The following is a 17,329-nucleotide window of genomic DNA, read 5'->3' on the forward strand; positions in this document are numbered from 1 at the left end:
AGCGCTCTTAGATTGCCACTTTAACTGGAATTCGCCAGGATCTTCCGACTCTGGGGCTCCGTCAGCTCTTTCTGCCCATCAGGCAGAAGAAGAAGCCGTCGGTGCCGGTCGAAGCCGGCGTCAGCGTCACCGTCTTCATGTCGGCGGACCAGGGCTGCGGCTTGTCGGTCCCGAAGAGCGTCGCCCATGTATCGGCAGCGGAAAGGATCTCGAATTCCGGATTGTCCTCGCAGAAGCCGTAGACCTGCGATTCGTTTTCCTCCGGCAGGACGGAACAGGTGACATAGATCAGGTGTCCCCCGGGGCGGACGAAATGCGAGGCGCTGGCAAGCGCCTCCTCCTGCTGCGCGAGCCTCTCCTCGAGATTCTTCTGCGTCAGCCGCCATTTGGTGTCCGGCCGGCGGCGCCAGGTGCCGGTGCCGGTACAGGGGGCATCGACGAGCACGCGGTCGCAGCGCCCGGCAAGCGATGCGAGCGAGTCGGCTGTTTCATGGACCTGCACATTGCGGGTGCCCGCCCGTTTCAGCCGCTCGATGATCGGCGCCAGCCTTTTACGGTCGGTATCGTAGGCATGGACCTGACCCTTGTTGTGCATCGCCGCCGACATGGCAAGCGTCTTGCCGCCGCCGCCGGCGCAATAGTCAAGCACCTGCTCGCCCTCCTGCGGAAAGGCGAGATCGGCGACGATCTGAGAGCCTTCGTCCTGTACCTCGAACCAGCCCTTTTGAAAGGAGATCTCGGCCGTCACGTTCGGCAGGCGCGACGCGCCCTCGCCGGCGGGGATGCGAATGCCATGGCGGGCGATCGCCGCCGCTTCAGCGCCGCTGCGCTCCAGCGCCTTCAGCACTTTCGCGCGCGTCGCCTTGAGCGTGTTGACGCGCAGGTCGAGGGTCGGCCGGCCGGCAAGCGCCCTGGCTTCATCGAGCCAATCGTCGGAGAAGTTCTCCTCGAACGACGCTTGCGTCCATTCCGGAATGTCGCCCTGCACATAGAGCGGTGCGATTTCGATCCGGCGCTGTGCGAAGGCCGTCATCATTTCCGAAGACGGCGCTTCCGGTGCGAACTTGTCGTCGGCAAGTTCCGCCGCGAGGCTCCCTGGGGTAAAGCCCCATTGCCGGTACATGACCGCGTGGCCGAGTGCGACGGCGCTGTCGCTGTCCATGAGATAGGCATGGGAGAGCTTCATCCGAAGCGCATCATAGACGATGTTGCCGATGGCTGCGCGGTCGCCGGAGCCGGCGAAACGATGGGAGAGGCCCCAGTCCTTGAGCGCATCGGCGACAGGGCGCTTGCGCCTCTCTATGTCGTCAAGAACTTCAATGGCTCCCGAGAGCCGCCCGCCCAATCGCATCTTCGATCAACTCCTTTTTCGCCGTGGTAGCGGCGAAGGCATCGAAGAGCAAGACGGCAGCGGCAGAATATGGCTGCCGCCAATGCCGTTCAGGAATTGATGATGCGATAGCAGACACTGGCGGTGCCGGAGCGGATCATGCCGATCTGCGAGGCCGCCGCCTTGGAAAGGTCGAGCACGCGGCCGCGAATGAACGGTCCGCGGTCATTGATCCTGACGACGACGGATTTGCCGTTGCGCTTGTTCGTGACCTGCACTTTCGTGCCGAATTTCAGGCTGCGGTGGGCGGCCGTCAGGCGCGAGGGGTTCATCCTCTCGCCGGAGGCCGTTTTCGATGTGAGGGCATACCAGGAGGCGCCGCCGCATCCGGTTCCTGCCGCCTGACTTTCGGGTGTCGAGACCAGTCCCAGCCCGACGGTGAATAGCGCTGCAGCGGCAGCAGCCTTGATCTTCGCTGGCTTCAAGCGACGTCCCCTGCGGTTTAAATGCTGAAATGTGTTCCCTTGCGAATTGAGCTAATTGAGGCAAAAAATGGCAAAAACGTGCTTCAACCGTTAACTTTCGATTAGGATTCATTGGGAGGCGGCGGAAATTAAAAATAAATGTTCATTTGAATTGTTTTAGGTGAACTGCAGAAGTTCTTTGGAATCAACAGCTAAACATCGTTTTTGGCCTTGCGTCGGTGTGAGACGCCATGCCGATGATAAAAGACAATTTAAAATTTCGATTACGATGAAACTCTGCAGTTGTCGAAGGGTGTATTCGGCGAACTATCGCTAAGGTTGTGGAATCCGCCCAAGTATTGGCAGAAACTTGGCAATCAAAACCAATCCAAGTGCGAGGGGTAGAATCCTATACTATCGGATGATCTGAGAGGGTGCGCTCACGATTGGTGGGATATACTGTCGCAGTGCCGGGGCAGCGAGAAAACGCCTATCCCCGCCATGTGCCGGACGCCCATAGCTGTGCAAGCGAGACGCGATAGTTGGGGAAGGCGAGCCCGAAGCCGGCCTCTCGCAGCCGCGCGTTGGAAACACGCTTGTTCTCGCCGTAAAAAGAGCGCGCCATCGGGGAGAGGTCGGCGGTTTCGAAGGAAACTTCCGGTGGCGGTTCGACGCCCATCAACCGGGCGGCCTCCGATACGACATCCTGCGGCGGCGCCGGTTCGTCGTCGGTGATGTTGTAGATCCCGCCAAGGCCGCGCCCGGCAAGGAAGGTTGCCGCCGCGCCGATATCCTCGACGCGGATACGATTGAAGACCTGGTTCGGCTTGATGATGCGGTGGGCCGTACCTGCGGCAAGATTGCGGAAAGCGTTGCGGCCCGGACCGTAGATGCCGGCAAGCCTGAGCACGGCGACGGGAATTTTCTGCCGGGCGCCGAAGTCGAGCCAGGCGTTCTCCGCCTCGACGCGCTCCTTCGAACGTTGCGAGACCGGTTTGATCACCGTGTCTTCCGTGACCCAGGCGCCGCCATGATCGCCATAGACCCCGACGGTGGAGAGATAACCGGCCCAGCGAAGATTCGGCAGGAGCCCGGCAAGCGGTGGCGTATTGCCGCGGAACATCGGATCACCCTCCTGCCCCGGCGCGATGGACTGGACGAGATGCGTCGTTCTTTTCATCGCCTGCGCCAGCTCGGCGCGGATTTCGTTTCCGTCGAACAGGAGCGGATCGATGCCGGAGCCCTTCAGCGGCTGCAGCTTGTCGGGCGAGCGGGTCGTCCCGGTCACCGATTGCGCCCGGGGTGCAAAGGCCTTGGCGATCGCCGTACCGGAATAGCCGGCGCCAAGTATCAGGACATGCATCGGCTCACACCTGCCATTATCCATTCCGAAACAACCTCCTCGTCCGTCTCCGGCGGACACTCGCGCGCAAAGGCGATGAGTTCCTCTTGCGGCATCAGCCGCGACAGCGCCCAGACCGCCATGCCCCTGACCGGCGGCGACGGATCGCGTGTCAGGGCCATGCAGGCGGGGACCAGGGCTTCTTCACCGGAATTGCCGGCGGCGATCAAGCAATTTCTGACGAAGCGGTCACGCCCGATGCGCTTGACCGGAGAGCCGGAAAAGAAGGCGCGGAAGGCGGCATCATCGAGCGTCAGCAGCAAGGCGAGCTCCGGCTGCTTTAAATCTTCGCGCGCCTTGAGCTTCATCTCGGAGGCCTCCCGCGCGAACTTGTTCCAGGGACAGGCGGCAAGACAATCGTCGCAGCCATAGATGCGGTTGCCGATCAGCGGGCGCAGTTCCGGCTCGATCGGCCCCTTGTGCTCGATCGTCAGATAGGAGATGCAGCGTCGAGCATCGATCTGGTAGGGCGCTGGAAAAGCGCCGGTAGGACAGGCGTCGAGGCAGGCGCGGCAGGAACCGCAATGGTCGCGCTCGGGCGCGTCGACCTCGAGATCGGCGGTCGTGAACAGGCTGCCGAGGAAGAGCCAGGAGCCGAAGTCGCGGCTGACGAGATTGGTATGCTTGCCCTGCCAGCCGAGGCCGGCCTTCTCCGCCAGCGGCTTTTCCATGACCGGAGCCGTATCGACGAACACTTTCACGTCCTCGCCGGCGCGAGCGCCAAAGCGCGTCGCGATCTCCTTGAGCCGTCCCTTGACGACGTCGTGATAGTCGCGGTTCTGGGCGTAGACGGAGATGGCGCCGCGGTCGCGCATGGCGAGGATGTCGCGCGGATCGGTGTCCGGGCCATAATTCATGCCGAACAGGGCGATCGACCGGACCTCGCCCCAGAGGACGCGCGGATCGGCCCGTCGTTCCGCCGTCTCGGCCAGCCATCCCATGGTGCCGTGACAGCCTGCGGCAAGGAAGGCCTGCAGCCGCTCCGGCGCATGCGGTATGGCGTCCGACCGCGTGATGCGGCAGATGTCGAAGCCCTTGGCCGCAGCTTCCTCCTTCAGGAAGGCGGTGAGCGTCCGTCGCTTTCTGTCCTGGTTCTCCGCCTGTTGAGCGTTGCCAGGCATGGTCATGTCCCTAGAAGTCGAGATCCGCATAATGCGAGACGGGGGTGACACCGCGCACCCTTTCGGCGAGCAGCGGCCGGAAGGATGGACGCGACTTGAGCCTCTGGTACCATTCCTTGGCGGCCGGCGAATCGGACCAGTCGATTTCGCCGAGATAATCGAGCACGGATATCGCAGCGGCTGCCGCAAGGTCGGCATAGGAGATGCGGTCGCCGCCAAGCCAGGGGCGCGACCCGGCAAGCCAGGAAAGATACTTCATGTGCTGGCGGATATTGTTGCGCGAGGTCCGCAGGATCTTCGAGTCCGGTGCGCCGCCACCCTGGTCTGGTCTCATCTGCAGCTTGTAGATGCGCTCGCGCACGAGCGGCCGCGTCACGTCGGCTTCCATCTTCTGCAGGAACCACTCCGTGAGCCGGCGGATTTCCGCCCGCTGGAACGGGTCCTCGGCCAGCAGCCGGCGGTCCCGCTTCATGATCCCGCTGGTTTCGTCCAGATATTCCGAAATGATCGTCGCGCCGCAAAGCGCGCGCATGCTGTCGTCGACATAGACCGGCAGCGTTCCGGCCGGGTTGAGCGCCAGGAAGTCCCGCCTGTTCTCCCAGGGCTGCTCCTCTGAGAGTTCCGTCTGATAGCCATATTCGGAGAGAATAAGGCGTACGAACCGCGAGGCGGAAGACATGGGGTGATGATACAGTGTCGGCATCGGTCAAAGATTTTGCGCTGTCTTGGGAATGTCAGCATCGCGGCATATGCATCTGGCCACGGCTCGTTGTAACGAGCTATAGGTAGTTCAGGTGGCAAACACAAGAGAATCGCAATTCTCCTCCAAAATCCCACTATATCAGGAATATCTTATATATGGCGGATCAATCGATCATCAGCGCGCTTGTCCTCGGGCTCATCGAGGGGCTTACGGAGTTCATTCCCGTCTCGTCGACGGCGCATGTCCTGCTTGCCGGCCACTTTCTCGGCTTCAAGTCGCCCGGGAATACGTTTGCTGTCCTTATCCAGCTCGGCGCAATTCTCGCGATCCTGCTCGTCTATTTCCAGAAACTCCTGTCGATCGCGCTTGCCCTGCCTGCAAGTGCGCAGGCGCGCCGTTTCGTCTTCTCGGTTCTGCTCGCCTTCCTGCCGGCAGCCGTTATCGGTGCGGCTGCGCATGGCTTCATCAAGTCGGTCCTCTTCGAGACGCCGATGCTGATCTGCGTCGTGCTGATCGCCGGCGGCATCGTCCTCTATGTCATCGACCGTCTTCCGCTGAGGCCGCGCTACACCGACGTCTTCCAATATCCGCCGTCGCTCGCCTTCAAGATCGGCCTGTTCCAGTGCCTGGCGATGATCCCGGGAACCTCGCGCTCCGGCGCGACGATCGCCGGCGCCCTCTTGATGGGAACGGACAAGCGCTCAGCCGCCGAGTTTTCCTTTTTCCTCGCCATGCCGACCATGGCCGGCGCCTTCACCCTCGATCTCTACAAGAACCGTGAGGCGCTTTCCTTCGACGATATCGGCATGATTGCTGTCGGCTTCGTCGCCGCATTCGTTGCCGGGGTCTTCGTCGTGCGCTCGCTGCTCGATTTCGTCTCGCATCGCGGCTTCACGCCTTTCGCCGTCTGGCGCATTCTCGTCGGTATCGCTGGGCTGATCGGCCTTTGGGTGTTTGGCTGACCGCCCGCGTAAAGATAAAGCCGCATGCGTCCCTTTCGAAACGCATGCGGCCCCTGGCCCCCGCCAAAAAAGAAATGTCTCTGCCCTCAGCCGCCCTGTTCTACAGGGCCGGGGGCAACCGTCGGCTCAGTTGCCGGAAGAAGCAACCGACGCCGTCGTGCACGGGTCGACGCCGTAAGCGGGCGTGCAGCCCTTGCTGCTGCTTGCAACGGTGCTCGGTGCCATGAATGAGCCAGCCAGAATGATCATTGCCGCAGACGCAAAAAAGATTGCGATCGACTTGCCCATGGGACGGTATGCCTTTCGAATGTGGATTGGCACCGGCTTGTGTTTGCCGAGCCGCGTGTTGCGAGCGCTGTTTATTCGCCGGGCATGTCATGATCAATATCAGGACATGCTGAATCTCGGGTAAATGACATACGCGTTTGCGAGTGCGGCAGAACTGCAACGGTGTTGCTGCCCGGCAACAGAATGCCGCGGGCCGGTCTCCGGCGCCAACGATGCGTTCACCTGTTGCTGCGGCTCGATCAGGCGGAACGGCCGGTGCGCGTATACTGTCCCTGCGGACGATAGCGAACCAGATAGGTGGGCAGGATCGCATCGAGCATGGTCGGTGCGATGCCGATGCCGGCCAGCGTGCGCCCCTCGGTTTCCGCTTTGTCGGAGACCACATTGTCGGATTTCAGCAACACGACCTGGTCGGCGGTAATCGGCGGCGCGATGAAGGGCACCAGCGAGGCGATGCGTCCGAGAACCGACGCGACGCCGAAGGGGAGAGACAGGAAGGGGCGCTTGCGGTCGATCGTCTTCAGCATCAGTTCGAGACAGTCGCGGAAGGACAGCACTTGCGGCCCGCCGAGCTCGTAGATCGTGCCGGCTGCAAGCTTGCCTTCGACGGCGCGGGCGACGGCCTCGGCGACGTCGCCCACATAGACCGGCTGGAACTTGGTGTGACCGCCGCCGATCAGCGGCAGGACCGGCGAGAAGCGCGCCATCCCGGCGAATTTGTTGAAGAAACCGTCCTCCGGGCCGAAGATGATCGACGGGCGGAGGATGATCGCGTCGGGCACGGTCTCGAGAACCTCCAGTTCGGCGCGGCCCTTGGTGCGGGCATAGTCGGATTCGGATTTCGGATCGGCGCCGATTGCCGATATGTGGGTCAGCGTCGCGCCGGCAGCACGGGCCGCTTCGGCGATGGCACGGGCACCGAACTCCTGCACGGCGTCGAAGCTGTTGCGCCCGCTTTCGTAAAGGACGCCCACGCAATTGATCACGTGGTCGGCGCCCTCGACGGCACGGTCCACTGACTTGCGGTAGCGCAGATTGGCCTGGACGCAGACGATCTGGCCGACATTGCCGAGCGGCTGGAGATGACCGGCGAGATCCGGCCGGCGAACTGCGACGCGAATGCGATAGCCCCGACGGGCGAGCGCGCGCACCACATGACGGCCGACAAATCCGGATCCGCCGAAAATCGTCACCAGCGGCGGAAGATTGGACAAGGTCATGGGAAACGCACTCCTGATTTCATGGGCAAGGACGCTTGCTACATATCGCAAGCGGCGGGCGAGGTGAAGGCCAATCCGCACAGGCCTGCCCGTCCATTTTCACTGCCCTTGCGAGGCCGGAGTACCACGCCTCAGACGCCCTCTACGACCACCATTTCCGCGTCGGCGACCTCCTGGCGGATGGCTGCGGCGATCTGGTATTCCGACGAGTTGTAGCAGTCGATGGCAGCCTGAAAGGAAGGAAACTCGATCACCACGTTGCGACTTCGCACGGCACCCTCCAGGCGGCGGAACTGGCCGCCGCGCGCGAGAAAGGTCGCGCCGTATTTCTCGAAGGCGGGTTTCGCTGCTGCTACGTAATCCGTGTAACGTTCGGCGTCTCTCACATCGACGCGAGCAATCCAGTATCCCTTGGCCATTCCGACCTCCTCGTCCCTCTGCGGCGCGCACGGCGCCGCGCGTCGCTTGAAGCGCGCTGGGGCCGCTGCAGCACCTTGAAATGCTGCATGTTTTTTGCCGGGTTCGGCCGAGGAAACATGCAGGAGGCGGTTACTTTCGGCAAAATGGGGGCAAGGTCAAGCGCCCGCTTCGCTGACCTGTTGTTTTTTTGATGCGGCTCAACCGGAAAGCGCGTCGGCCATCTCGGCGAGAATTGCGCGGCTCGCGGCGAGCGGATCGGCCGCCTTGACGATCGGCCGTCCGACGACGAGATGGCTCGATCCGGCCCGGATGGCGTCGCCCGGCGTCATCACGCGCTTCTGGTCGCCTTTCTCCGTGCCGGCGGGCCGGATGCCGGGTGTCACCAGCGCCATGTCAGCGCCAATGATCCGGCGGACGGAGACGGCCTCTTCCGCCGAACAGACGATACCGCCCATGCCGGCGGCACGCGCCTGTTCGGCACGGCGCAGGACGAGCATGTGCGGGTCGTATTCATATCCGGCGTCGATCACATCCTGCTGGTCCATCGAGGTGAGTACGGTGACCCCGAGAAGGCAGAGATCGGATCCCTTGGCCGCCTCCACGGCAGCCTTCATCGCTTTCGGATAGGCATGGAGCGTCAGCATCGACATGCCCATCTTGACGATGTTCTCCACGCCCTTCGCCACCGTATTGTCGATGTCGAGCAGCTTCATGTCGAGGAAGACCCTCTTGCCGGCGGCCACGAGATCACGCGCGAATTCGAGCCCGCCTGCAAAAACGAGCTGGTAGCCGATCTTGTAGAAGACAACGTCCTCGCCGAGTTTCGCGACGATCTTCTCCGATTCCGCCACGGTCGGAAGGTCAAGGCCGACAATCAATCGGTCACGCGCATACATGCTCATGTCGAGACTACCCCTGCCAGAATTCCATCGCGGTCCAGTCGCACGTGACGGCGCGATCCGCAAGACGGAATGCAAAGAGATTGCCCCCGCCCGGCAATTGATCGGCGCTGCGCGCGATCGCCGTGCCCGTCATTTGGCATTTCAAGAGGGTGCCGACGCCGCCATGGCCGACAAAGGCGATCGGGACAGCCGGATCGTGCCGCTCGAGGATGTAAAGGACGGCTCTCGAGATGCGCGCCTGGGCGTCGATTGCCCGCTCCCAGCCTCCGAAGCTATCCTCGGGATGGGCAAAGAAGCGGTCCGCCGCCTTTTCGAATTCGTCCGGCGGAAGAAAGCCGGTCGAGGAGCGGTCGTTTTCGCCCATCTCCTCGCCCGTTTCGACCGGAATGGCCGCGGCCCCCGCTAATATTGCCGCGGTCTCGAGCGCTTTCGTTTCCGTGCTGGCGATGATGCGGCCGAGCAGCCGTACCCAGGGCTGTCCGGCCGTCATGCGCGTGCGCTCCCGCCCGAGATCGGAAAGACCCCATCGCGATACGGGAACTCCAGGATCGATCCGCACCTGCGGATGCGTGAGATAGACGCCGAACATCGGCCGCCGCCGGGTCAATGGGTGCGGCTATAGACCCAGAGCTGCGCCGGTGGGATGTTTCGGACGACGAAGTCGAAATGCTGGATGCGATAGCGATCGGGCATGGCGACGACGGGCGAGAGCGGCCCATAGGAGATCTGCACCACCGGCCGGCCCACGGGGATGCGTGAAAGCAGATCCTCGATCAGCGTGACACGGCGATGCATCGGAAAATTCAGCAGCGGCACGGCCGAGATGACGCTGTCGAACTGCTGGTCCCTGAACCCTCCCAGCGTGTGGGAGAGATCGAAGGCATCGCCGTTGATGAAGTTGACGTCAGGGAAATGCTCCCTCAACTGATTGAAGAAGTCGGTGGAATATTCCACCGAAACCAGCTTTTCGGGCGGCACTCCGCGCTCCAGGATAGCCTTGGTGATGACGCCCGTACCCGGACCGAGCTCGAGCACCGGCAGGCCGGAACGCGGGTTGACGACACTCGCCATGCGGCGCGCCGTGAATGAGGATGTCGGCAGGATTGCGCCGACGGCGCGGCTATTGCTCATCCAGCCCTTGAAGAAACGGATTTCCTCGTCGAACTTCCGGCCGAACCGTTCCTTAACCTTCAAGCGCAAGCTCATAGAATTCCCTCGACCTCCTCGTTGTCGGCTCTGCTCCTGCTGGCTGATTCGCCGAGCTTGAGTGCGTGCTCGTTCATAATGTGCTCCTATATGCGGCGAAAGCAAGTCTGTCTGCGCCTACTGCATGTTTCCCCAGGTCCTTTCCATTTAGGGATGAAAGACGCGGTGATTCAAAGTGCTGCTTGCGACCTTTGCGCGTCTAAAAAGACGCGCAGCGCCGTAATGTGGAAGAATCGGGCGGAACGTGGCGGTGGTCATAAAAAAACCCGCCGGGCGACAGCAGGGCGGGTTCCATTGGAGAGCTTCCTTTCTTCACACGCGCATTGGCATCAACACGTAGAGCGCGTCGTCGGCGGCAAGATCGCGCACCAGCGTCGGCGAGCCGGGATCCGCCAGCATGAAAACCGCGTCGTTGCCGGTGAGCTGCGAGGTTATGTCGAGCAGATATTTGGCGTTGAAGCCGATCTCGAGGGGATCGCCTTCGTAGCCGACCGGCAATTCTTCCGTGGCGCTGCCCGAGTCCGGATTGTTGACGGTCAATGTCATCTGGCCATCATTGAGCGCCAGCTTCACGGCCCGGCCGCGCTCCGAGGAGATCGTCGACACCCGGTCGACGGCCTGGGCGAAGGACTGGCAATCGACGCGCAGTTCCTTGTCGTTGCTCGCCGGTATGACGCGCTGATAGTCGGGGAAGGTCCCGTCGATCAGCTTCGACGTCATGATGATCGAGGCGATCGTCAGGCGGATTTTCGCATCGGAGACTTCGACCGTCACCACTACGTCCGGATTGTCGAGCAGCTTCTGCAATTCGCTGACGGTCTTGCGTGGAATGATGATGCCGGGCATGCCCTCGGAGCCTGACGGCGCCTCCACATCGGCGCGGGCGAGGCGATGGCCGTCGGTGGCGACCGCGCGCAGCTTCAATTCGCCCTTGTTTTCGACCGTGTGCACAAAGATGCCGTTCAAATAGTAGCGGGTCTCCTCCGTCGAGATCGCGAACTGCGTCCGGTCGATCAGCATCTTGAGGTCGGACGCCTTCAGGCGGAAGGAATGCGAGAAGCTGCCGGCGGTCAGATCCGGAAAATCCGATTGCGGCAGGCATTGCAGCGAGAACTTCGACCGGCCGGAGGCGACTGTCATCGCCGTACCCTCGGCATTGGTCGCCAAGAGCACCTCCGATCCGTCCGGCAGCTTTCGGACGATATCGTAGAGCAGGTGGGCCGGAACCGTCGTGGCGCCCGGCTGTTCCACCTGGGCCGGCGTCGCCTCGGTGATTTCAAGGTCGAGGTCGGTGGCCTTCAATTCGAGGCTCGCACCATCCGAGCGCAACAGCACGTTCGAGAGAATCGGGATCGTGTTTCGCCGTTCAACCACGCGGTGGACATGGTTCAGCGATTTCAAAAGATTGGACCGCTCGAGAGTAATGCGCATGGGATGCTACCGCTTTCAACCATTGCCGGACGGACGAGGCGCCCGCCACAGCGTCAACTGCGTGTCCCCGGCCGGCCGGCCGGAAAAGATGTGGAGAGGCAAAATGGCAGAAAAAGAACCGCGAAAGCAAGGGGTTTCGCGGGCAGTTTCCCCAGCGCATGCGCCCGTCGCCACCGCGCAGCCTTGCCCTGTGCGTTGCGCTCACTCATAAAGGGCGCGAACCGCCGATCGGGAATGATCGGGCCATGCAGGATCGGGAAGCGGCCATTGGAAAAGCAGCAAGCAGGCGAGGCGGCGGAGAGGGAGAGGCAGCGCGGTTTTCGCCTGAGGCACGCGACTATCCCGGTGCGCCCGCTGGAACCGGCGCTTTATTTGGTGGCGACGCCGATCGGGAACCTCGCCGACATCACGCTTCGGGCGCTGGAGACGATCGCCGGGGCTGACCTGCTCGCCTGCGAGGACACGCGGGTGACGCGGGTGCTCCTCGATCGCTACGGCATCGTCAACCGGCCGGTGCCGTACCACGAGCACAACGCGGCCGAGGCCGGGTCGCGGCTTCTTTCGGCGCTCGCTGAGGGCAAGTCTGTGGCGCTGGTCTCCGATGCCGGCACACCGCTCGTTTCCGATCCCGGCTATCGGCTGGCGCAGCTTGCGATCGAGGCCGGTCACCGCGTCGTTCCGATCCCGGGACCCTCCGCACCTCTCGCCGCGCTCGTCGGCTCCGGCCTTCCAAGCGACACCTTCCTCTTTGCCGGATTCCTGCCTGTAAAGGACAAGGCCCGCCGCGAGCGGCTAGCTGAACTTGGAGACGCACCGGCGACGCTCATCGTCTTCGAATCGCCACACCGTATCGCCACGACGATCGCCGCGGCTGCCGAGGTGCTCGGGGCGGAGAGAAAGGCGGCGGTCTGCCGCGAGCTGACCAAGACCTTCGAGGAGTTCCGCCGCGGCACGCTCGGCGAACTCAAGGCCTTCTACGCCGATACGGGCAGTGTGAAGGGCGAGATCGTGCTGGTCATCGGACCGCCGGAAGCGAAGCCCGCCCCGCAAGAAGCGGATATCGATGCGCTCTTGCGGGAACTCTCCCGCGTCATGCCGATGGGCAAGGCCGCGACGGAGGCCGCCCGCCGGACGGGCCTGCCGCGCAAGGAGCTCTACGACCGGCTCCTGAGCCTCAAGGAAAGCAATGAAGGCTGAGCGTCCGGACGCGCGCAAGTTGAAGGCACTGAAGCGCGGGCTCCTTGCCGAATATCGCGCCGCGCTCTGCCTGATGGTAAAAGGCTACCGCATCGTGGCCATGCGCTATCGCACCAGCCTCGGCGAGATCGACATCATAGCCCGACGCGGCGAACTCGTCGCCATTGTCGAGGTGAAGGCGAGGGCCACGTTCGACGGCGCAGTCTTCGCCGTCTCCCATTCCTCTCAAAGGCGGATCAGGGCTGCAAGCGATCTCTGGCTTTCGCGCCAGCCCGATTTCCACCGCCTGTCGGTACGCTACGATATTGTCGCCGTCTCGCCTTGGCGTTGGCCGCGGCATCTGGCCGATGCGTTTTGAGGGGGCGTTTTTGACCGATCGGGCAAAAATGTAATCGCTCCGTCACGGAAGCATTACCTGCTGTCATCGAAGACCACTAGTCCAATGCCGACCGCAACCACGGTGGAGAGGACAGGGGAAATGATCAAGAGAGCGGTCGATTGCATGTCGGCACCCATGCGATCGAGCTCGGCTATCCGGCGTCCGCGCGGGGCCCGGTGACTGTCGGCTTCAGGGCAGAGGACCTGCGCTCTGTGGAGATCGGCGAGGAGGCGCTCGTCTTCCGCGTCGACTGTGTCGAGAAACTGGGAGCGAAGCGCCTTGTTCACGGTATGGTCGAGGATCAGGTACTGAGGGAGGCGCCGCTTGCAGACGAGCTCGCGATCACCATATCCACCGAACGACTGAATTTTTCTCGGCGGAACGGCAAGCGGCTCGATCGCAAAGCGGCGGGCGCCGCGCCTGCCCGCCGAGAAACCGTCAATCCGGAGCCCATTGTGATCGAAGAGACCGTATCGACGCTCGCCATTCCCTCGCAGCAGTGCCGCGACGACGTGGCCCGCATGGAGCGCAGCATAGCCACCCATGACGCGGCCATGGCAGACGTAGCAGCGATGAACAGGATCGAGGTCGGCGGAATCGCTGCTTCGGACGGACCGCTGGCCTTTCCCTTTACTGTCGCCGCCTGGAACCTCGAGCGCTGCCTCTTTCCGCAAGAAAGCGCCGGGCATCTCCGTGCGGCCGGCGCATCGCTGGTCATGCTTTCCGAAATGGATAACGGCATGGCCCGGACGGGCCAGCGCCACACGACGGCCGACGTCGCGACGATGCTCGGCATGCAATATGCCTATGGGATCGAGTTCCTTGAACTCGGGTTGGGATCGGATACGGAGCGCGATTTCTGCAAGGACGACGCCAACGAAAAGGGCTTCCACGGCAATGCGTTGCTGACTTCCGTTCCCCTCCGCCGGCCTTTCCTTGAACGGCTCTGGGGCGAGCGCCTGTGGTTCACGGATACCGACCAGCCGCGGCTTGGCGAGCGTATCGCCGTCGGCGCCGTCATCGAGACCGAGGCGGGACCCTTCGTCGCCGTCTCCACCCATCTCGAAAGCGCAACGACCGCCGCCTATCGCGAGCGGCAGGTGAAGGAATTGGTGGAGCGCCTGGATGCGGCCTTTCCGGCGCTTCCCATGCTCATCGGCGGCGATCTCAACACCGGCAATCATATCGGCGGCGATTTCGAGGCGGAGGGGCTTTTCGCGATGAGCGCCGCGCGCGGCTTCACCCGCCATGGCGGCCCGATCGACCAGATGACGACGCGGCCCAGCCTGATCACGCGCTGGCCGAAGCGGGCAATGAAGCTCGACTGGTTTCTCGCGCGCGGCATGAGGATCGGTGAAAGCCGCATCATTCCCTCGCTCGACGCGTCCGGTCGTCCCTTGTCCGATCACGACCTCATCACCTGCGTCGTCGAGGGTTTCGAATGACCTGTCGTCTCCTTGCCTGGGCGCCTTGCGCGTTCTACATGTTGCGGGCTCTGTGGCGCCTTGGGAGCAAGGCCGCCGCAGCACTTTGAACTGCTGTATAATTCCGCCCGCAGCGATCTCGCATAAGGCCGATGCGGTCAGGGACCAACCAGGAACGGTAAGATGACAAGAATCGTCAATGTCGGGGTCCAGATGGACCATGTCTCGGGCATCACCATTGCGGGCGATTCGACCTTTGCGATGAGCCTCGAGGCGCAAAGCCGCGGCTATCGGCTGTTCCACTATACGCCCGACAGGCTGTCGCTGCGCGACGGCAAGGTCTATGCGACGGCGCAGCAGATGACGCTGCGCGATGTGAAGGGCGATCACTTCACGCTCGGCGAGCCGGAGCGGATCGATCTTTCGGACATGGACGTCATCCTGCTTCGCCAGGATCCGCCCTTCGACATGGCCTATATCACCTCGACGCATCTGCTCGAGCGCCTGCATCCGAAGACGCTCGTCGTCAACGATCCGGCCTGGGTGCGCAACTCGCCGGAGAAGATTTTCGTCACCGAGTTTCCCGACCTGATGCCGAAGACACTGATCACCCGCGACCCGGGTGAGATCGCTCGCTTCCGCCAGGAGATGGGCGACATCATCCTGAAGCCACTCTACGGCAATGGCGGCGCCGGCGTCTTTCATTCCGCGCGCGACGACCGCAATCTCTCCTCGCTACTCGAAATGTTCAGTCAGATGTTTCGCGAACCCTTCATCGCCCAGGAATACCTCCCGCAGGTCAGGAAGGGCGACAAGCGCATCCTGCTCGTCGACGGCGAGCCGGTCGGCGCGATCAACCGCGTGCCAGCCGAGCACGACGCCCGCTCGAATATGCATGTGGGCGGACGCGCCGAGGCGACGGAATTGACCTCCCGCGAGCGGGAAATCTGCGCCCGCATCGGCCCGGCGCTGAAAGAGCGCGGCTTCGTCTTCGTCGGTATCGACGTGATCGGCGACTACATGACCGAGATCAACGTCACCTCGCCGACCGGAATCCGTGAGGTAAAACGCTTCGGCGGCGCCGATGTCGCCAGCCTGCTCTGGGACGCGATCGAGAGGAAGCGCCGCTGATTGGCTGCCTCGCGCGCGTCGCGCCCCTGGCGACGCCCGGGATATTGTTGCGTTTGTTCTATTATTGTTCTTGTTTTTGAGCGCGTGCCGTGCAAGATTGATGCGCGTACCGGCGGCGGTTGTGGCGGTGGGAGCACGCCGGACAAGGGGATATCATGGTCGCGCGCGTCAGCACGGTGGCATTTCAGGGGATCGAGGGCGTTCCGGTCGACGTTCAGGTGATGGTCGCACCGGGAAAGGTCGGCATGCAAATCGTCGGCCTGCCGGACAAGGCCGTCGCCGAAAGTCGCGAGCGTGTGCAGGCGGCGCTTCACGCATCCGGCCTGGCGCTGCCAGCCAAGCGGGTGACCGTCAATCTGGCGCCGGCGGACCTGCCGAAGGAGGGCAGTCACTTCGATCTTGCGATCGCGCTCGGCCTGATGGCGGCGCTGGGGGCGATTCCGGTTGATGCGCTTTCCGGCTATGTTGTCATCGGCGAACTCAACCTCGACGGCACGATCGCGCCCGTCGCCGGTGCACTACCGGCGGCGATCGGCGCCAATGCGCTCGGCAAGGGGCTGATCTGCCCTGCCGAAAGCGGCCCGGAAGCGGCCTGGGCCGGGTCGGATATCGACATCCTCGCACCGCGAAGCCTGATCGCCATAGCCAACCATTTCCGCGGCACGCAGGTCATCTCCCGTCCGGAACCCTCCGTGCGGGCGACGGCCGCCAATCTGCCGGATCTCGCCGACATCAAGGGCCAGGAAAGCGCCAAGCGGGCGCTGGAAGTCGCTGCCGCCGGCAATCATAATCTCCTGATGGTCGGCCCACCCGGTTCCGGAAAGTCGATGCTTGCGGCACGCCTTCCTTCGATCCTGCCGCCGCTCTCGCCTGCCGAACTGCTCGAAGTCTCGATGATCCATTCGATCGCCGGGCAATTGCCGGGCGGCAAGCTCTCCGATCGGCGGCCGTTCCGCGCGCCGCACCATTCGGCCACCATGGCAGCCTTGATCGGTGGCGGGATCAGGGCAAAGCCCGGCGAGGCGTCGCTCGCCCATCACGGCGTTTTGTTTCTCGACGAATTTCCGGAATTCTCGCCGCAGGTCCTCGACGCGTTGCGCCAGCCGCTCGAAACGGCGGAATGCGTGATCGCCCGCGCCAATCACCGCGTCAGCTATCCGGCCGCGATCCAACTCGTCGCGGCCATGAACCCCTGCCGCTGCGGCATGGCCGGAGAGCCGGGCCATACTTGCGCCCGCGGTCCGCGCTGCATGGCCGATTACCAGGCGCGGGTCTCCGGACCGATGATGGACCGGATCGACATCCGCATCGACGTGCCGGCTGTCAGCGCCGCCGACCTGATCCGCCCGGGCACCGCCGAGGCGAGCGCCACTGTCGCAGGCCGGGTTGCCCGCGCCCGTGAACTGCAGAGGGAGCGCTTCACCGACCTTGGCCATCCGCAACTGACGAGTAATGCCCGCTCATCGACGGCGATGATCGAGAAGATCGCCGAGCCGGATGCGGCGGGCCTGCAACTCCTCAGAGATGCGGCGGAAAAAATGAAGTTTTCTGCCCGCGGCTACCATCGCGTCTTGAAGGTCGCTCGCACGCTTGCCGACCTCGACGGCGCGCCGACGGTCGGCCGCATCCACCTCGCCGAGGCGATCTCCTACCGCGTCGCCGGCGAGCGGCTGCCGGCGGCGGCCTAGCGCCCCGAAATCGAGATTTTTGGAAAGTTCGATGCGCAGATCAAGAGATACAGCAGCGACC

18 protein-coding genes are annotated in these 17,329 nt (G+C 63.2%); 7 read left to right on the forward strand and 11 right to left on the reverse strand.

Features of this window, described 5'->3' with window-relative positions; translation table 11 throughout:
• Positions 1-61 precede the first annotated feature (61 nt).
• The 5 genes from SJ05684_RS17505 to SJ05684_RS17525 form a co-directional block, all read right to left on the reverse strand.
• Positions 62-1,351: an RsmB/NOP family class I SAM-dependent RNA methyltransferase gene (locus tag SJ05684_RS17505; RefSeq protein WP_034853647.1), complete on the reverse strand. Its 1,290-nt coding sequence runs from the start codon at positions 1,349-1,351 to the stop codon at positions 62-64.
• Positions 1,352-1,440: 89 nt separating this feature from the next.
• On the reverse strand, positions 1,441-1,815 hold the full coding sequence (locus SJ05684_RS17510) for a septal ring lytic transglycosylase RlpA family protein (protein WP_034853649.1): 375 nt from the start codon (positions 1,813-1,815) through the stop codon (positions 1,441-1,443).
• A gap of 469 nt (positions 1,816-2,284) precedes the next feature.
• Positions 2,285-3,157 carry an SDR family oxidoreductase gene (locus SJ05684_RS17515; protein WP_034853651.1) on the reverse strand — a complete coding sequence of 291 codons (873 nt, stop codon included), beginning with the start codon at positions 3,155-3,157 and terminating at the stop codon, positions 2,285-2,287.
• A complete protein-coding gene (gene queG, locus SJ05684_RS17520) occupies positions 3,145-4,317 on the reverse strand; it encodes a tRNA epoxyqueuosine(34) reductase QueG (protein ID WP_034853728.1) in 1,173 nt (390 codons plus the stop codon). Before queG ends, SJ05684_RS17515 begins: the two co-directional genes overlap by 13 nt.
• Positions 4,318-4,327: 10 nt before the next feature.
• A complete protein-coding gene (locus SJ05684_RS17525) occupies positions 4,328-5,020 on the reverse strand; it encodes a glutathione S-transferase family protein (RefSeq protein ID WP_034853653.1) in 693 nt (230 codons plus the stop codon).
• A gap of 155 nt (positions 5,021-5,175) precedes the next feature.
• On the opposite strand from SJ05684_RS17525, the gene SJ05684_RS17530 reads away from it, so the two are divergent.
• Both SJ05684_RS17530 and SJ05684_RS30035 read left to right on the forward strand, forming a co-directional pair.
• Entirely contained in the window at positions 5,176-5,982 is an 807-nt protein-coding gene (locus SJ05684_RS17530; RefSeq protein ID WP_034853654.1) for an undecaprenyl-diphosphate phosphatase, read from the forward strand.
• A 193-nt stretch (positions 5,983-6,175) separates the two neighbouring features.
• Positions 6,176-6,394 carry a hypothetical protein gene (locus SJ05684_RS30035; RefSeq protein ID WP_162098803.1) on the forward strand — a complete coding sequence of 73 codons (219 nt, stop codon included), beginning with the start codon at positions 6,176-6,178 and terminating at the stop codon, positions 6,392-6,394.
• A gap of 115 nt (positions 6,395-6,509) precedes the next feature.
• Here the strand turns inward: SJ05684_RS30035 and SJ05684_RS17540 are convergent, their stop codons facing one another.
• The 6 genes from SJ05684_RS17540 to dnaN form a co-directional block, all read right to left on the reverse strand.
• Positions 6,510-7,490: a complex I NDUFA9 subunit family protein gene (locus SJ05684_RS17540; protein WP_034853660.1), complete on the reverse strand. Its 981-nt coding sequence runs from the start codon at positions 7,488-7,490 to the stop codon at positions 6,510-6,512.
• Between the two features lie 131 nt (positions 7,491-7,621).
• Positions 7,622-7,909: a DUF1330 domain-containing protein gene (locus tag SJ05684_RS17545; protein ID WP_034853661.1), complete on the reverse strand. Its 288-nt coding sequence runs from the start codon at positions 7,907-7,909 to the stop codon at positions 7,622-7,624.
• Positions 7,910-8,107: 198 nt separating this feature from the next.
• On the reverse strand, positions 8,108-8,812 hold the full coding sequence (gene pyrF, locus SJ05684_RS17550) for an orotidine-5'-phosphate decarboxylase (RefSeq protein ID WP_083846103.1): 705 nt from the start codon (positions 8,810-8,812) through the stop codon (positions 8,108-8,110).
• Between the two features lie 7 nt (positions 8,813-8,819).
• Positions 8,820-9,401: a histidine phosphatase family protein gene (locus SJ05684_RS17555; RefSeq protein WP_034853665.1), complete on the reverse strand. Its 582-nt coding sequence runs from the start codon at positions 9,399-9,401 to the stop codon at positions 8,820-8,822.
• A 14-nt stretch (positions 9,402-9,415) separates the two neighbouring features.
• The gene (pmtA, locus tag SJ05684_RS17560) at positions 9,416-10,018 is read right to left on the reverse strand and encodes a phospholipid N-methyltransferase PmtA (protein WP_034853667.1); all 603 of its coding nucleotides are present in this window, start codon (positions 10,016-10,018) and stop codon (positions 9,416-9,418) included.
• Positions 10,019-10,330: 312 nt separating this feature from the next.
• The gene (dnaN, locus tag SJ05684_RS17565) at positions 10,331-11,449 is read right to left on the reverse strand and encodes a DNA polymerase III subunit beta (protein WP_034853669.1); all 1,119 of its coding nucleotides are present in this window, start codon (positions 11,447-11,449) and stop codon (positions 10,331-10,333) included.
• 234 nt (positions 11,450-11,683) lie between these two features.
• On the opposite strand from dnaN, the gene rsmI reads away from it, so the two are divergent.
• The 5 genes from rsmI to SJ05684_RS17595 all read left to right on the forward strand — a co-directional run bounded on the left by rsmI (position 11,684) and on the right by SJ05684_RS17595 (position 17,268).
• Positions 11,684-12,646, forward strand: a complete 963-nt coding sequence (gene rsmI / locus SJ05684_RS17570; RefSeq protein WP_034853671.1) for a 16S rRNA (cytidine(1402)-2'-O)-methyltransferase — start codon at positions 11,684-11,686, stop codon at positions 12,644-12,646.
• Entirely contained in the window at positions 12,636-13,004 is a 369-nt protein-coding gene (locus SJ05684_RS17575) for a YraN family protein (RefSeq protein WP_034853673.1), read from the forward strand. The genes rsmI and SJ05684_RS17575 overlap by 11 nt, the downstream gene beginning before the upstream one ends.
• Positions 13,005-13,144: 140 nt before the next feature.
• Complete coding sequence (locus SJ05684_RS17585; RefSeq protein ID WP_309546784.1) at positions 13,145-14,470, forward strand: endonuclease; 1,326 nt, start codon at positions 13,145-13,147, stop codon at positions 14,468-14,470.
• A gap of 162 nt (positions 14,471-14,632) precedes the next feature.
• A complete protein-coding gene (gene gshB, locus SJ05684_RS17590) occupies positions 14,633-15,580 on the forward strand; it encodes a glutathione synthase (RefSeq protein WP_034853681.1) in 948 nt (315 codons plus the stop codon).
• 155 nt (positions 15,581-15,735) lie between these two features.
• Positions 15,736-17,268, forward strand: coding sequence for a YifB family Mg chelatase-like AAA ATPase (locus tag SJ05684_RS17595; RefSeq protein ID WP_034853683.1), 1,533 nt, complete (start codon positions 15,736-15,738; stop codon positions 17,266-17,268).
• Positions 17,269-17,329 lie beyond the last annotated feature (61 nt).

The organism is Sinorhizobium sojae CCBAU 05684 (genome assembly GCF_002288525.1).
GTDB lineage: Bacteria > Pseudomonadota > Alphaproteobacteria > Rhizobiales > Rhizobiaceae > Sinorhizobium > Sinorhizobium sojae.

Bases quoted from the DNA above. Each gene is read 5' to 3' on its own strand.
- SJ05684_RS17515 (WP_034853651.1), bottom strand. From the start codon at position 3,157: ATGCATGTCCTGATACTTGGCGCCGGCTATTCCGGTACGGCGATCGCC.
- queG (WP_034853728.1), bottom strand. From the start codon at position 4,317: ATGCCTGGCAACGCTCAACAGGCGGAGAACCAGGACAGAAAGCGACGG.
- pmtA (WP_034853667.1), bottom strand. From the start codon at position 10,018: ATGAGCTTGCGCTTGAAGGTTAAGGAACGGTTCGGCCGGAAGTTCGAC.
- dnaN (WP_034853669.1), bottom strand. From the start codon at position 11,449: ATGCGCATTACTCTCGAGCGGTCCAATCTTTTGAAATCGCTGAACCAT.
- SJ05684_RS17525 (WP_034853653.1), bottom strand. From the start codon at position 5,020: ATGCCGACACTGTATCATCACCCCATGTCTTCCGCCTCGCGGTTCGTA.
- SJ05684_RS17545 (WP_034853661.1), bottom strand. From the start codon at position 7,909: ATGGCCAAGGGATACTGGATTGCTCGCGTCGATGTGAGAGACGCCGAA.
- SJ05684_RS17595 (WP_034853683.1), top strand. From the start codon at position 15,736: ATGGTCGCGCGCGTCAGCACGGTGGCATTTCAGGGGATCGAGGGCGTT.
- SJ05684_RS17575 (WP_034853673.1), top strand. From the start codon at position 12,636: ATGAAGGCTGAGCGTCCGGACGCGCGCAAGTTGAAGGCACTGAAGCGC.
- gshB (WP_034853681.1), top strand. From the start codon at position 14,633: ATGACAAGAATCGTCAATGTCGGGGTCCAGATGGACCATGTCTCGGGC.
- SJ05684_RS17540 (WP_034853660.1), bottom strand. From the start codon at position 7,490: ATGACCTTGTCCAATCTTCCGCCGCTGGTGACGATTTTCGGCGGATCC.
- pyrF (WP_083846103.1), bottom strand. From the start codon at position 8,812: ATGAGCATGTATGCGCGTGACCGATTGATTGTCGGCCTTGACCTTCCG.
- SJ05684_RS17530 (WP_034853654.1), top strand. From the start codon at position 5,176: ATGGCGGATCAATCGATCATCAGCGCGCTTGTCCTCGGGCTCATCGAG.
- SJ05684_RS17555 (WP_034853665.1), bottom strand. From the start codon at position 9,401: ATGTTCGGCGTCTATCTCACGCATCCGCAGGTGCGGATCGATCCTGGA.
- SJ05684_RS17505 (WP_034853647.1), bottom strand. From the start codon at position 1,351: ATGCGATTGGGCGGGCGGCTCTCGGGAGCCATTGAAGTTCTTGACGAC.
- rsmI (WP_034853671.1), top strand. From the start codon at position 11,684: ATGATCGGGCCATGCAGGATCGGGAAGCGGCCATTGGAAAAGCAGCAA.